This is a genomic window from Actinoalloteichus spitiensis RMV-1378 (assembly GCF_000239155.1).
In the GTDB taxonomy this organism is placed as follows: Bacteria; Actinomycetota; Actinomycetes; order Mycobacteriales; family Pseudonocardiaceae; genus Actinoalloteichus_B; species Actinoalloteichus_B spitiensis.
The window spans coordinates 1-11,892 of record NZ_AGVX02000884.1 but is presented as its reverse complement, the minus strand read 5'-3'; the positions used below and the strand labels follow the sequence as shown (position 1 = coordinate 11,892).

11 protein-coding genes are annotated in these 11,892 nt (G+C 72.4%); 5 read left to right on the top strand and 6 right to left on the bottom strand.

The window, feature by feature from the left end; genetic code table 11:
- Positions 1 to 83 precede the first annotated feature (83 nt).
- From paaE to paaZ, 6 genes are read right to left on the bottom strand one after another with little or no spacing between them, the layout of a single operon-like run.
- Positions 84 to 1,220 (bottom strand): 1,2-phenylacetyl-CoA epoxidase subunit PaaE, encoded by a 1,137-nt coding sequence (paaE, locus tag ACTIDRAF_RS0226380; protein ID WP_016701612.1) that lies wholly within the window; start codon positions 1,218 to 1,220, stop codon positions 84 to 86.
- Between the two features lie 55 nt (positions 1,221 to 1,275).
- Positions 1,276 to 1,797 (bottom strand): 1,2-phenylacetyl-CoA epoxidase subunit PaaD, encoded by a 522-nt coding sequence (gene paaD, locus ACTIDRAF_RS0226375; protein WP_016701611.1) that lies wholly within the window; start codon positions 1,795 to 1,797, stop codon positions 1,276 to 1,278.
- Positions 1,791 to 2,717 (bottom strand): 1,2-phenylacetyl-CoA epoxidase subunit PaaC, encoded by a 927-nt coding sequence (paaC, locus tag ACTIDRAF_RS0226370; RefSeq protein WP_016701610.1) that lies wholly within the window; start codon positions 2,715 to 2,717, stop codon positions 1,791 to 1,793. The genes paaD and paaC overlap by 7 nt, the downstream gene beginning before the upstream one ends.
- 7 nt (positions 2,718 to 2,724) lie before the next feature.
- On the bottom strand, positions 2,725 to 3,108 hold the full coding sequence (gene paaB / locus ACTIDRAF_RS0226365; protein ID WP_016701609.1) for a 1,2-phenylacetyl-CoA epoxidase subunit PaaB: 384 nt from the start codon (positions 3,106 to 3,108) through the stop codon (positions 2,725 to 2,727).
- Positions 3,105 to 4,130, bottom strand: coding sequence for a 1,2-phenylacetyl-CoA epoxidase subunit PaaA (paaA, locus tag ACTIDRAF_RS0226360; protein ID WP_083886761.1), 1,026 nt, complete (start codon positions 4,128 to 4,130; stop codon positions 3,105 to 3,107). The genes paaB and paaA overlap by 4 nt, the downstream gene beginning before the upstream one ends.
- A gap of 46 nt (positions 4,131 to 4,176) precedes the next feature.
- Positions 4,177 to 6,219, bottom strand: a complete 2,043-nt coding sequence (paaZ, locus tag ACTIDRAF_RS0226355; protein WP_016701607.1) for a phenylacetic acid degradation bifunctional protein PaaZ — start codon at positions 6,217 to 6,219, stop codon at positions 4,177 to 4,179.
- 65 nt (positions 6,220 to 6,284) lie between these two features.
- Here paaZ and ACTIDRAF_RS0226350 point away from each other — a divergent pair, with 65 nt between their 5' ends.
- The 5 genes from ACTIDRAF_RS0226350 (at position 6,285) to ACTIDRAF_RS0226325 (ending at position 11,634) form a co-directional block, all read left to right on the top strand.
- Entirely contained in the window at positions 6,285 to 7,082 is a 798-nt protein-coding gene (locus ACTIDRAF_RS0226350) for an enoyl-CoA hydratase/isomerase family protein (RefSeq protein WP_016701606.1), read from the top strand.
- A gap of 334 nt (positions 7,083 to 7,416) precedes the next feature.
- Positions 7,417 to 8,250: a helix-turn-helix domain-containing protein gene (locus ACTIDRAF_RS0226345; RefSeq protein WP_039789980.1), complete on the top strand. Its 834-nt coding sequence runs from the start codon at positions 7,417 to 7,419 to the stop codon at positions 8,248 to 8,250.
- 718 nt (positions 8,251 to 8,968) lie between these two features.
- Complete coding sequence (locus ACTIDRAF_RS0226335; RefSeq protein WP_016701603.1) at positions 8,969 to 10,219, top strand: hypothetical protein; 1,251 nt, start codon at positions 8,969 to 8,971, stop codon at positions 10,217 to 10,219.
- 384 nt (positions 10,220 to 10,603) lie between these two features.
- Complete coding sequence (locus tag ACTIDRAF_RS0226330) at positions 10,604 to 11,032, top strand: hypothetical protein (protein WP_016701602.1); 429 nt, start codon at positions 10,604 to 10,606, stop codon at positions 11,030 to 11,032.
- Positions 11,029 to 11,634, top strand: coding sequence for a DUF3558 domain-containing protein (locus ACTIDRAF_RS0226325; protein ID WP_342626712.1), 606 nt, complete (start codon positions 11,029 to 11,031; stop codon positions 11,632 to 11,634). The genes ACTIDRAF_RS0226330 and ACTIDRAF_RS0226325 overlap by 4 nt, the downstream gene beginning before the upstream one ends.
- Positions 11,635 to 11,892 lie beyond the last annotated feature (258 nt).

Sequence of the window (11,892 nt, the reverse complement as noted above, 5' to 3'; positions counted from 1 at the left end):
GGGGTCGGGCTCCGCCGCCGGGCCGACGGGCGCCACCCGGGCGGCCGGGTGCGGCCGGGCGGCGGTGACGGCCGGGACGCGGATCAGGCGTCGTAGTCGATCTCCAGCTCCTCGGTGGTCGGCACCGCCTGGCAGGTGAGCACGAACCCGGCGTCCACCTCGGACCGTTCGAGGGCGAAGTTCCGCCGCATCCGCACCTCCCCGGCGACGACCCGGGCCCGGCAGGTGCCGCACACCCCGCCCTTGCAGGCGAAGGGCAGGTCCGGTCTGGCCGGCTGCGCCGCGTCGAGCACCGGCACGTCCCGGGGCACGGTCAGGCTGGTCGTCCGGCCGTCGAGCAGCAGGCGGACCCGGGTGGCCGGCCCGGACGGCGCGGAACCGTCCTGGTGGCGCCGCACCGGCGGGGCCTCGTCCTCGACGTGGAACAGCTCCCGGTGCACCCGCGCCGCCGGCACCCCGTGGTCGGCCAGCGCCGTGCGCACCACCTCGACCATCTCCCACGGCCCGCACAGCCACCAGTGGTCCACGGTCTCCGGGGGCACCACCTCGGACAGCAGCAGCTCCACCTTCGCGCCGTCCACCCGTCCCGAGGTCAGCTCCGCCTCCCGGGGTTCCCGGGAGAGCACGTGCAGCAGCTGCGTCCGGGCCGGGTACCGGTCCTTCAGGTCGGCCAGGTCCTCGGCGAACATCACCGACTCCGTGCGCCGGTTCCCGTAGACGAGGGTCACCCGGGAGGTCGGGTCCCCGGCGAGCACGGTGGCCGCGATGGACAGGAGCGGGGTGATGCCCGAGCCGGCCGCGACGAGCACGTGGTGACCCGAGACGTCCTCACCGAGGGCGAACCGTCCCGCCGGGGGCAGCGCCTCCACCACGTCCCCGACGGCGACCTCCCGGTTCAACCACCGCGAGAACAGCCCGTCGGGCACCTCCCGCACCCCGATGCGCGGCGCGCTGCCGGCCGGACCGCACAGCGAGTAGCTGCGCCGCTCGTCGACCCCGCCCACCCGCCGGCGCAGCGTGAGGGCCTGGCCCGGGCGGAACCGGAACTCCTCGGCGTGCTCGGGTGGCACCGCGAAGCCGATCTCCACCGCGTCGGAGCACAGCCGCCGCACCGAGGCCACCCGCAGTGGTCGGAACGCGGCCCGTGGCCGGCCGGCCCGCCCGGCGGTGCTGGCCGCGTCCCCGGCGGGACCGCTGGTCGTGTCCGGAGCAGGGGTCATCGCGGGCCTCCCACGGCGGTGCGACGCGGTCCGGCGTTCCTCGCCACCCGCACGGTCACAGTGCCCTCACCTGCTCGAAGGGCTCCCCGCAGCCCCGGCAACGGCGCAACGCCCGGCAGGCCGTCGCGCCGAAGGCCGCCACCTGGTCGGTGTCGGGGGAGTCGCAGCGCGGGCAGCGCGGGGACGGCGGAGGTTCCAGGCGCAGTGGGACGGGGCCCCTGCCCCGGCGGGGGGCCGGTCCCGGCGGCGCGATGCCGTGCTCGCGGAGGGCGGCCCGCCCCGCCGGGGTGATCCAGTCGCTCGACCACGGGGGGCTGAGCGCGGTGCGGATGTCGACGTCGGGGAAACCGGCCCGGTCCAGGGCGGCCACCAGGTCGGCGCGCATCTCGACCAACGCCGGACACCCCGAGTAGGTGGGGGTCACGGTCACCACCACCCGCGCGGGCGGCTCGATCTCGACCGAGCGCAGTACCCCCAGGTCGACGAGGGTGAGCATGGGCAACTCCGGGTCGACGACCGCTCCGGCGGCCGCGCGGGCCCGGTCGAGCTCCGGGCTGGACACGGTCACCGTCACCACCGCCCCTCGGGGTGCGCGCGGGCCACGCTCTGCATCTCCGCCAGCAGGTCCCGCAGCGCCGCCGTGTGCCGTCCCGTCCGGCCCCAGGCGGTGGCCGGGGCATCGCCGTCCCGTCGGAGGTCCGCGCCGGGCGGGCCCAGGGTGGCCTGCCCGCGGACCCGGCGCAGCACGTCCTCGAACTCCGCGCGGGTGGTGGCGGGGTCGACCCCCACCCCGTCGGCGATGGCGGGCCGCTCCGCGTCCGCGGTGGTGAACAGTTCCCCGACCAGCGGCCACACCTCGGCCAGGCCGCGGGCCATCCTGCGGTGGGACTCGTCGGTGCCGTCCCCGAGCCGCAGGGTCCAGCCCGCCGCGTGGTCCCGGTGGTAGGCGATCTCGGGCACGGCCTTGGCCGCCACCGCCGCCACGACCGGGTCGCGGGAGCCGGTGAGCCGGTCCACCACGCCCAACCGCCAGGTCGAGAAGACCAGCAGTCGGGCCACCAGGTGCCCGAAATCGCCGTGCGGGACCTCGACCAGCCGCACGTTGCGGTACTCCTCAGCCGACCGGAAGAACGCCAGGGCGTCCTCGTCCGGTACGTGACCGGCCACGCCGGCGGGCCGCAGGCCCGGGTCGAGCTGGGCCGCCCTGGCCAGCAGCAGCCGGGCCTGCCCGAGCAGGTCGAGGGCGATGTTGGCCAGGGCGACCTCCTCCTCCAGTTCCGGCGCGTGGGTGCACCACTCGCTGAGCCGGTGCGCCATCACCAGCGCGTCGTCGCCGAGGCCGAGGACGTGGCGGGCGGCGGCGGGCAGGTCCGCGCCGGTGGGGAGGGTGGCGTCCACTCCGGACAGGGGGTCCTGGAAGCCGGTGCCGTAGGCCCACCGGTCCCCCAGGTCCCGGCTGTCCTCGGTGAGCGCCTCGTAGGCGTTGTCGACGGCCATCGGGACCTCACAGGTGGGGGACGTCGTCGGGGATCGCGTAGAACGTGGGATGCCGGTACACCTTGTCGGCGCTGGGCGCGAAGAACGGGTCCCGTTCGTCCGGGCTGGACGCGGCGATGGCGTCGGAGCGGACCACCCAGATGCTCACCCCCTCGTTGCGGCGGGTGTAGAGGTCGCGGGCGTGGCGGAGCGCCATCGTGTCGTCGGCCGCGCGCAGCGATCCGACGTGGACGTGGTTCAGTCCGCGCCGGCCCCGCAGGAACACCTCGTAGAGCGGCCACTCGCCGCGACGGTCCCGGGCCGGCGCTCCGGTGTCCGCCCCGGCGCCGCCGTCCCCCGGGGTGGTAGCGCGGGCGGCCCCGGCGTCGGGGGTGTCTCCGGTGGTGTTCACCCGGCCACCCCCGTCCCGACGGCGTCCCGGGCCGCCCGCTTCGCCGCGTAGGCGGCCGCGGCCTGGCGCACCCACTCGCCGTCGCGGAGGGCGGTCCGTCTGGTCTCGATCCGTTCGGCGTTGCAGGGGCCGTCGCCCCGGATGACGCGGGCGAGCTCGTCCCAGTCGATCGGCCCGTAGTCGTAGTGCCCGCGCTCGGCGTTCCACCGCAGGTCCGGGTCGGGGAGGGTGACGCCGAGCGCCTCGGCCTGGGGCACGGTGATGTCGACGAACCGCTGCCGCAGCTCGTCGTTGGTGTGCCGTTTGATCCGCCAGGCCATCGAGCGGGCCGTGTTGGGCGAGGCGGCGTCGGGCGGCCCGAACATCATCAGGCTCGGCCACCACCAGCGGTCCACCGCGTCCCGCACCTGGGCTCGCTGCTCCTCGGTGCCCGCCATCATGGTCATCAGCAGCTCGTATCCCTGCCGTTGGTGGAAGGACTCCTCCTTGCAGATGCGGATCATCGCCCGGGCGTAGGGGCCGTAGGAGCTGCGGCACAACGGCACCTGGTTGCAGATCGCGGCCCCGTCGACCAGCCAGCCGATGACGCCGACGTCAGCGAAGGACAACGTCGGGTAGTTGAAGATCGACGAGTACTTCTGCCGTCCGGACACCAGTTTCTCGGTGAGGTCGTCGCGGTCGGCACCCAGGGTCTCGCAGGCCGAGTACAGGTACAGGCCGTGCCCGGCCTCGTCCTGGACCTTGGCCAGCAGGATCGCCTTGCGCCGCAGCGAGGGGGCGCGGGTCAGCCAGGCCCCCTCCGGTTGCATGCCGATGATCTCGGAATGGGCGTGCTGGGCCACCTGCCTGATCAGGGTGGCGCGGTAGGCCTCGGGCATCCAGTCCCGGGGTTCGACCCGTTCGTCCTGGGCGATCAGGCGTTCGAACCGGGCCTGCGCCTCGGTCTCGTCGGCCAGGGTCGCCTCGGGTGGGCGGCGCGCCCCGCCGGGGCCGTGCCCGGTCGCGCGGTCCGTCACCGTCATCACCTCCTCGGCCGAGGGCACGGCCGTTGGTCCTCCCGGGCGGCGGTCAGCCCGCCTCGCCCGGCTTCTTCGCCACGAGGGTGAGCACGTCGTACCGGGCCACCGACTCGCCGTGCTGGTTGGTGACGTCGGCGTCCCACCGCACCTCGCCGTGGTCGGCGTCCACCCGGGGCGTGATCTGCTTGGCGGTGAGCGTCACGGTCAGCGCGTCGCCCGGGTAGGTGGGGGTGAGGAACCGCAGGCCCTCCAGGCCGTAGTTGGCCAGCACCGGACCCGGCTCCGGGTCGACGAACAGCCCCGCCGCCAGCGACACCACCAGGTAGCCGTGCGCGACCCGCCCCTCGAAGAACGGGTTGGCGCTGGCCGCCTCCTCGTCGGTGTGGGCGTAGAAGGTGTCGCCGGTGAACTCGGCGAAGTGCTCGACGTCGTCGAGGGTGACCGTGCGGGGGCCGGCGACGACGCTGTCCCCCACCCGCAGGTCCTCCAGGTACCGGCGGAAGGGGTGCACGTCGTCGACGGTGCGGGGCGCGCCGGGCATCCACCGGTTGGTCACGGCGGTGAGCACGCCAGGGCCGCCCTGCACGGCGGTGCGCTGCATGTGGTGCAGGACGCTGCGGATGCCACCCAGTTCCTCCCCGCCGCCGGCGCGGCCCGGGCCGCCGTGCACGAGGGCCGGCATCGGGGATCCGTGGCCGGTGGACTCCGGGGCGGTGTCGCCGTCGACCACCAGCAGCCGGCCGTGCCAGGGAGCCAGGCCCAGCACCACCCGGCGGGCGAAGCCGGTGTCGGCGGTGACCACGGAACCGGCCAGGCTGCCCAGGCCCCGGGCGGCGAGGTCGACGGCGTGGTCGGCATCGCGGTAGGGCACCAGGGTGCTGACCGGGCCGAAGGCCTCCACCTCGTGGGCCGGGGCCGCGTCGGGGTCGTCGGCGCGCAGCAGGACCGGGGAGAGGAACGCGCCCCGCAGCGGGTCGGCGTCGAGCGGGTCCACCCGTTCGGGATCACCGAAGACGGGGGTGGCGGCCGCCATCAGCGCCTTGAGGGAGCGGCGGACCTCCTCCCGCTGTTCCAGGCTGGCCAGCGCGCCCATCCGGACGTCCGGGTGGGCGGGGTCGCCGACCGTGACCTCGGCGAGCCGCGCGGCGACGGCGTCGGCCACCTGGTCCATGCGGTGGGCGGGCACCAGGGCCCGGCGGATCGCGGTGCACTTCTGGCCGGCCTTGACCGTCATCTCGGTGACCAGCTGGTCGACGAAGACGGCGAACTCGGGGGTGTCCTCGTCGGCGTCGGGCCCGAGGACCGAGCAGTTCAGCGAGTCCGCCTCCGCGCTGAACCGGACGGTGCGCCCGACCACCGCCGGGTGGGCGCGCAGCCGGCGGGCGGTGGCCGCCGACCCGGTGAAGGCGAGCAGGTCCTGTTCGGTGAGGTGGTCGAGGAGGTCACCGGCGCCGCCGCAGACCAGTTGGAGCGATCCGGGGGGCAGCAGCCCGGAGTCCAGGACCAGTTCGACCAGTCGTTCGGTGAGGTAGGCCGTCTGGCTCGCCGGTTTGACGAGCGTGGGCACGCCGGCGAGGAAGGCGGGGGCCAGCTTCTCCAGCGGCCCCCACACAGGGAAGTTGAAGGCGTTGATCTGCACCGCCACCCCGTGCAGGGGGGTGCACAGGTGTTGCCCCAGGAACCCGCCGTCCCGGCTGAGGCGTTCCGGCGGCCCGTCCACGTAGACGGTGTCGTTGGGCAGTTCCCGCCGCCCCTTGCTGCCGTAGGTGAAGAGCACGCCGATCCCGCCGTCGACGTCGAAGCGGGCGTCGAACCGGGTGGCGCCGGTGCGGGCGGACAGCGTGTGGAGCTCGGAGCGGTGTTCCCTCAGGTGCCCGGCGAGGGCCTTGAGCAGGGCGGCGCGCTGGTGGAAGGTCAGCTCCCGCAGGGCGGGACCGCCGACGCGTCGCCCGTAGGACAGGGCCGAGCCCATGTCGACACCGGCGGAGGTGATGGTCGCGATCCGCTCACCGGTGACGGCGTCGAGCAGCGGTTTTCCCTCATCCGTCGGAGTGAACCAGTCGCCGTTGACGTGGCTGCGCAGCGGACGCATCCGACACCGCCCTCCCGATTTTCACCCTTAACTTACCGACCATTCGTTTAGTACTGTATGGCAGCATGACTGACCGTGGGACGCAAGTACTCGTCCACATCAGGGAATCGGTCGCCACGATCACCCTGAACAGGCCAGAACGGGGAAACGCGCTGACCACCGAGCTGAAGCGGGAGCTGGTGGCGGCGGTCAGGAGGGTGGGTTCCGACGAGGCGGTGCGTGCCGTCGTGCTCACCGGCAACGGTCCGGCGTTCTGCGTGGGGCAGGACCTCGCCGAGCACGCGGAGACCCTGCGGACGCGCCCCGACGAGGCGTTCGACACCGTCTCCGCGCACTACAACCCGATCGTCCACGGGCTCGCGACGATGCCCAAACCCGTGCTCGCCTCGATCAACGGCAGTTGCGCCGGAGCCGGCCTGGGCTTCGCCCTCGCCTGCGACCTGCGGATCGCCGTGTCCGACGCCCGCTTCCGCACCGCCTTCACCGGCATCGGCCTGACCTGTGACTCCGGGGTCAGCGCCAGCCTCGCCCGGGCCATCGGCTCGGCGAGGGCCAGCCAGCTCGTGCTGCTCGGAGAGCCGTTCACCGCCGAACAGGCCGCCGACTGGGGCATGCTCGCCCAGGTCGTGGCCCCGGAGCAGCTCGCCGAGACGACGGAGGCGCTGGCCGGACGATTAGCGCAGGGCCCGACGCGCGCCTTCGCCGAGGCGAAGCTCGCCATCGCCGCGTCCTGGGGTTCCACCCTGGACGAGACGCTGCACCGCGAGGCCGAGGCGCAGGCGCGAGCCGGCGCCACCGAGGACCACCGCCGCGCCACCGACAGCTTCACCCGCCGCCAGCCGACCACGTTCACCGGCCAGTGAGACGCGGCCGGGACCGGCCGGCACCGGTTCCGGTCAATCGAGCGACCCGAGGGCGGGGTCCCACCGCCGCCGCGTGACCCGTCCCCTCCACACTCCCGGACCACCGCCCACCCTGCCGAGGGAGGACGCGGAACGCCGACCCACCGTGACCGAGGGAAATCGGGAGCCGCGGCGGTAACCTGCCCGTAACAGCGCGCATTCAGCCGTCACGCCGTCACCGAACCAGGCGAGCTCCTACCGATTCCGGATAAGGGAAATCTGACGGGTTAACGAGGTGTCGGTACGCCCGTTCGATCTAGTTTGACGCCCCGAGGCCACCGCTATCGTCGGGCGCATGAGACCCACCCTCAGGCAGCGCCGACTCGGTTCCGCACTCGCCCGGCTGCGCGACCGCGCGGGAATTGACATCGATACCGTGGCAGCCTTGATGGGTTGGACCAGATCGGACACGAGCGGCCGGGAGTCCGGCCGGACCGAGAGCTCACTCGCCGACATCGAACGGCTCAGCCGCCTCTACGACAGCACCGACGACGAGCGCGGCTGGTTGCTCGACCTCGCGGGGCGGCAGCGGGAGCGATGCTGGTGGCAGCCCTTCGGGGCCGCCGTGCCGGACACCTTCCTGGACTACCTGGAGTTGGAGGAAACCGCCACCGACCTGCACGCCTGGGAGATCGACCTCGTGCCCGGCCTGCTCCAGACACCCGACTACGCGCGGGCCGTGATCGAGTCGTGGATCCCCCGCCCCGGACCCGACCTGGCCGAACAGCGGCTGCGGCTGCGGATGGCCCGGCGGGAACGGATGGGGCGGCTGAGGCTGTCGGTGGTCGTCGACGAGGGAGCCCTGCGGCGGCGGGTGGGCGGCGACCGCGTCTGGCGCGAGCAGTTGGCGAGCCTGACCCGGCTCCCGGAGACGGTGACCCTGCGGGTCCTGCCTTTCTCCGGGGGAGCCCACGCCTCGCACAGCGGGTCGTTCAGCCTGCTGACCGCCGTCGGCGCCACCGGTGTGGACCAGGCCGTCCTACTCGACAACGTCGGCGGCTCCCTCTTTCTGGAGGACGAGCCGGAAGTCCGGCGATTTCAGTCCGCATTCGAGGATCTGCGCGCGGCCGCGCTCGATCCCGAGAGCAGCCGCGACGCGATTCTGGACATTCTGCGGGCGAACGGATAGCGCACAAAGGAAGACCGTCGGGAATTCCCGCGCCGGCCGCGCGGCAGGCGTTCCCGGTCGGGTTCGGACAGGCGGACGTGACCGGGATCGGGCGGCCGTGGGCGGCCTCTCCGCGACCTCCCCGAGGCCGGGGGCGGTCCTGGCGTGGCGGAAGAGGCGGCGCCGACGGGGTCTCCACGCGCCCCCCGTGCGGGAGGCTCGGGTGGACGGGCCGGCCCGGCGGCCGCGTCCCCGCCAGAGCACCGAGGAGCGGGGGACGGCGCGACCAGGACCGACCGCGACGGAGCTCGGCGCCGAGCGGCCAACACCGGACGTCGGCGACGGGGTCCCCCTCCGACGAACCCGCCCCAGGCAGGGGGACGGCGCCCACCGACCCGCGTCCCCCGGGGCGGGGCTCATCCCGGCTCCCGTCGAGCGGATGCGGGGAATAGTTGTCGAGAAATACCGACAGTTTGTTGTCTTGACACCACTGTGGCTGGTTGTTGAAATGGTCAAGTCGACTTGGCAAACGCTTACCGCTACGTGATCATCCACGCCGGCGAGGGAACGGGCGCGCGTTCCGGAGCCGGCCGGTCGAAGGCCGTCGAACGCGATCGAATACGTGTCGAACACGAGCCGAACGCCGTCGGTTCCGAAGCTTTCTCGGGGTGGTGGTTCCGCCCCGAGGCGACCCGACCGCACACCACCCGGTAAGCGCCCCGACCACCAGGAGTGAGAGATGGGCCGCAACGGCGCACCCCCCGTCCTCGGCCGACGAGCCAGCTCGGTGACCACCGCGCTCCTCGTCCTGGCCACCGCGACCGCGACGCTGGCCGCCCCGGCGTCCGCCGGCACCCCCCACCCATCACCCGCCGCCACCTCAGCCGGAACGGAACTCGCCCGGCACGCGGCACCAGCCACCGAACCCGCTCCCCGGCAGGACTGCGGGGCGGGGGACACCGACGCCGCCGCCGTGCTCGACGCCGGAACGTGGCGGGCCACCAACGGCGGCCAGACCGTCTACACCGGACCGAGCATGCTGGAGGCGATGCGCGCCGCAGTCGGCAGCCTCACCCCCGGCCGGACCAGCACGGAACGGGTCGTCGTGCACGGGTCGGGCGACATGCCCGCCAACCAGTCCCTCGACCTGCCCAGCCACACGACCCTCGAGGTGTGCGGCACGGTCAACGTGACCGGCACCCCCACCGGGGACAACGCCGTCGTCCGGGGACGCGGCGTCACGAACGTGGAGATCCCCCACCTGAGCGTGACCGGGGCGCCCTGGTTCGGCCTGTTCTTCCGCAACGGCAGCGACATCCACCTCGGCCAGATCGACCTCCAGCTCTCCGGAGGGCTGGGGATCCGCATCGACAACCACGCCGACCGCGCCGTGCGCACCACCGGCGTGCGGATCGACGACGTGCGGGTGTCGGGCACCAACAACCACGGCGTGGAGACCTACGGCGTCGACGGGCTGACCGTCGGCACCGTCGTCGCCCGGGACGTCGCCTACTCGGGGCTGCTGCTCAACGACACGATCAACGCCACCGTCGGCACCGTGGACGCCGTCAACGCGGGCACCGGCACCGGGTACGCCGCGTTCCGCATGGCCAACCGCAACGGGCGGATCGGCGACGGCTACCCCACGAACATCCACGTCGGCGAGGTCATCGCCCGCGGCGGCGGACGGGGCGTGTTCTGCGTCTCCGAGAGCGGCGGAGCGGTCATCGACCGCGTCGACATCGCCGACACCGGCAACAACGCGATCCTCATCGAGAACTGCCACAACATCGACATCGCCGCCGACGGCGGCAGCGTCACCGGTGGCGGCGACATCCGCATCGCCGCCAGGACCGACTTCGCCAACACCTCCGACATCACGCTCCAGAACCTGACCGTCACCGACTCGGCCATCACCGAGAACCCGTGCGGCGAGAACATCACCATCCAGAACAACACCCTGGTCAACAGCGCGCTGAACATCTGTTGACCCTCGACCCCGCGCCCTCCCGCTGAGTTGCTGGGACCCAAGTTCCCCACCGATCACCCGGTCGGGGACCACGGCGGGAGGGCTCGGTGCCGACCCCTGATCCACTCCGAGACACCCGGCTCCCCGACCAGGCCCCCGCCTCGCCCACACCCCCACCCCGGACGGAACCGGAGCACCCGCCGGCGACGCCGAGCGGCGAGCCCCGTCACCACGTCCCGGCTGACTCCTCCCCACGGCCACCCCACCAGCGCGCGGACGAGGCCAGCCGGCGCGGGCTGCGCCCGGGGTTGGGTCATCGGTGGGTAGCACGGACCGAACCGCCAGACTGTCGCTGCCAGTGTTGGTAGTTTCACCCGAGGCGAGAACTCGTGGGTGGGAGGACTCATGCACATCGAGAGTGGCGGTGAGGGCGGACAGCCGACCTCCATGCCCGATACCGGCAAGATGATGGGCACCATCGGACACTTCCGTGCCGCAGCAGCTGCCGGCAAGGTCACCATCGACCCGGACAGCGCCGAGGCGATGGCAAGGAAGATCGACGCCATAGCCGAGAGAGCAAAGGACCGGCGGAATCGGGTCTTCACACTGGATCAGCGAGTTCCCCTCGGTTCAAGCCCGGTGGCCCTGCAGATGTCAGAGCAGACCAAGCTCAGCGCGGCCGGAACGCCGCAGTCCGCCGCGGAGAATCTCGAGCTCTACATCGAGGCGTTGACGGAGTTGGCGGCAGCCATCCGAGCCAGTGCCCGGCGCACTCAGGCCGCGGATGAACAGACCGCAGCAGAGCTCAACCGGCTAGGAGAGGATCAGGCGTGAAGCGCAGGGGTGTAGGCGTATGGGGAACAGCCCTGGGACTGGTGACACTACTGTCGGCCTGCACGAGCACGGAACAAGGAACCCCAGTCGCCGTGCAACCGACAGTGAATTCCTCCCTTCCAGGCAGCGCCACTCCGTCGGCGACCGGGAGCCCCGACGAACCGCCGCCAGAGGTCGTGGATGTGGAAGCAGAGCTGTCAGACATGCTGCCCTGCGACATCCTCAGCGACGAGGACATCACCACGCTGGGCTTCGACCCGGAGAGTGCCACGTTCGATGACGTCGGCGTGTCCTACGACTGTCGCTACCGCTTGCCGGGCGGGGAGAGTCCGATCATGACGATTCAGTTGGACTGGGATTACAGCGTCGACCAGCTGAATCTGACAAACTACACGGTTGAAGAAATTAGCGTGGGACCGTTGCGGGCGCTCCGCATCATTGTCAAACCTCCATCGGAACATTGTCAGATTTCATTGGACTTGAGCGAGCAGGCCCACGTGTCCGTTTTTGTAACTTACGCGGGGACCACCGAGCAGGCATGCGCCATAGCGGAGGACACCGCAGCGGCCGTGGAGCCTTTATTGCCTCGGTCCTCGGACTGACCAGACCGACGGTGGTGCCCGGGGGTCCGGACGTTCCGAATCGGGCACGCTCAGATCGCTGGCGCGCCGAGGGCACTGTCCTCGTTCCCCCCTCGGTGTGGGCTGTGGGCAATGTCATCTGCAATGCCCGTGGTGGGGTGGCGGTAGTAGTTCGGGAAGGGACCAGCAACGTCGAGCCCGCCCCAACGCCGCCATCTCAAGGACCATCCTGCCCATGTCGAGGCGTTGACAGAGTGGGCAGCGACCAGCCGGACCTGC

What these genes read in the sequence shown, in the direction of transcription:
- paaC (WP_016701610.1), bottom strand. Translation starts at nt 2,717, where the DNA reads ATGGCCGTCGACAACGCCTACGAGGCGCTCACCGAGGACAGCCGGGAC.
- ACTIDRAF_RS0226330 (WP_016701602.1), top strand. Translation starts at nt 10,604, where the DNA reads ATGCACATCGAGAGTGGCGGTGAGGGCGGACAGCCGACCTCCATGCCC.
- ACTIDRAF_RS0226350 (WP_016701606.1), top strand. Translation starts at nt 6,285, where the DNA reads ATGACTGACCGTGGGACGCAAGTACTCGTCCACATCAGGGAATCGGTC.
- paaA (WP_083886761.1), bottom strand. Translation starts at nt 4,130, where the DNA reads ATGACGGTGACGGACCGCGCGACCGGGCACGGCCCCGGCGGGGCGCGC.
- ACTIDRAF_RS0226335 (WP_016701603.1), top strand. Translation starts at nt 8,969, where the DNA reads ATGGGCCGCAACGGCGCACCCCCCGTCCTCGGCCGACGAGCCAGCTCG.
- paaE (WP_016701612.1), bottom strand. Translation starts at nt 1,220, where the DNA reads ATGACCCCTGCTCCGGACACGACCAGCGGTCCCGCCGGGGACGCGGCC.
- ACTIDRAF_RS0226345 (WP_039789980.1), top strand. Translation starts at nt 7,417, where the DNA reads ATGAGACCCACCCTCAGGCAGCGCCGACTCGGTTCCGCACTCGCCCGG.
- paaZ (WP_016701607.1), bottom strand. Translation starts at nt 6,219, where the DNA reads ATGCGTCCGCTGCGCAGCCACGTCAACGGCGACTGGTTCACTCCGACG.